Source organism: Arthrobacter sp. SDTb3-6 (genome assembly GCF_013376095.1).
Lineage (GTDB): Bacteria > Actinomycetota > Actinomycetes > Actinomycetales > Micrococcaceae > Specibacter.
Genome location: NZ_JAAMFN010000115.1, coordinates 1 through 1,212, shown reverse-complemented (window position 1 = coordinate 1,212; position 1,212 = coordinate 1). Strand labels below are relative to the sequence as shown.

The following is a 1,212-nucleotide window of genomic DNA, read 5'->3' as shown; positions in this document are numbered from 1 at the left end:
TGTGCCCGGAAGACCTTTGCCGACCTGGCCCCGCCGGCGCCCCGTTTCGCACGGTGCACGGCCATGCGTCCCAGACGTGGAGACGGAACAAACATCCCAGGTGTCGCGGTCGGGACTGTGGCACTGTGGGGAGGGTTCATCGCGGCGCGTCCAGCTGGAATCCGCAGTGGCACTTGAGCAGGCGGGTTCGAAGCGAAATCGTGGCAGGCAGGCCGCTTTCGCTGCCCCAGGGGTCGTTGAGGCATGAGAGTCCCTCCCCGGTTTCCTCCATCGGTTCACCGCAATGGATGAAGTAGCGGCCGAAATGCAGGACTCCCGGTGCCGTGGCGCCTGCGTTGAGGAGGGCGGCCACCTGCCGGACGCTGGCGTCATGGCCGTAGAAGGAGCCGCAAGACATACATGAGTACTCGAGGGAGACCTGGCCAGGGAGCGCGGGACTGGTGGCTTCGATGGCCTCGATGACCAGGTCGTTGCTGGTACCACATCGGGTGCAGGTTAACGCCGGCACCCCGGCGTCGGCGATTCCCCCGGACAGATTCCCGGCTGGCAACGTGGTCATGAAGATCCTCCCGAAAGACGTCCACGAGGGCGGTGCTTAATTGTCAACTTTCCACTACACCAGGCAGCGGCAGCCTCCCGTCAGGCGGGTCGACCGGGCTGCCGTGCTTGGGTGGGATCAGCGTGTTCCACTCTGAGGGCAGGTTTCAAAGGGGTGGTCGCGCAACGGGCCGGCCCGGAAGGGCAGGCCGCCATTACCGGCAAGGGGACGGCGCTCACAACGGGTGGACGTTCTCGGCCTGGGGGCGCTTGGGACCCTGGCCGGGATTGAACTGCACTTTTTGGTTCTCCTCCAGGGAATGGTAGCCGCCGGTGTCGATGGCGCTGTAATGGACGAAAGCGTCTGCCGACCCGTCGTCGGGGGCAATGAAGCCAAAGCCCTTCTCAGCGTTGAACCATTTGACTGTGCCTGTGGCCATGGCTGTGTTCCTTCGTGGGACCTTCACTGGCCGTCAGCGCAGTGACGGCCACGGACGCCGTCGTCCGTGTTCCCTTAATGTACGGGGCCGCGAAGCAGTGTTCAAGGGAGAGGGCGGCCCTGTTGGAGGCCCGGCCTCCCACACAGGGAGCCATGATATAACGCGCTGCACCACCGTTTGACCGCCGGTCAAAGACCGGGACGGACGAGGAAATCGAGTCCTCGGAGTGCGGACG

The 1,212-nt window shown here is 64.7% G+C and carries 2 protein-coding genes; both read right to left on the bottom strand.

Annotated features, from left to right (window positions below; translation table 11 throughout):
- Positions 1 to 136: 136 nt before the first annotated feature.
- A complete protein-coding gene (locus tag G6035_RS19550; RefSeq protein WP_176618767.1) occupies positions 137 to 559 on the bottom strand; it encodes a hypothetical protein in 423 nt (140 codons plus the stop codon).
- Positions 560 to 773: 214 nt separating this feature from the next.
- Positions 774 to 977, bottom strand: coding sequence for a cold-shock protein (locus G6035_RS19545; protein ID WP_176618766.1), 204 nt, complete (start codon positions 975 to 977; stop codon positions 774 to 776).
- Between the last annotated feature and the right edge of the window lie 235 nt (positions 978 to 1,212).

Coding starts and splice junctions, on each gene's coding strand:
- G6035_RS19550 (WP_176618767.1), bottom strand. CDS start 559: ATGACCACGTTGCCAGCCGGGAATCTGTCCGGGGGAATCGCCGACGCC.
- G6035_RS19545 (WP_176618766.1), bottom strand. CDS start 977: ATGGCCACAGGCACAGTCAAATGGTTCAACGCTGAGAAGGGCTTTGGC.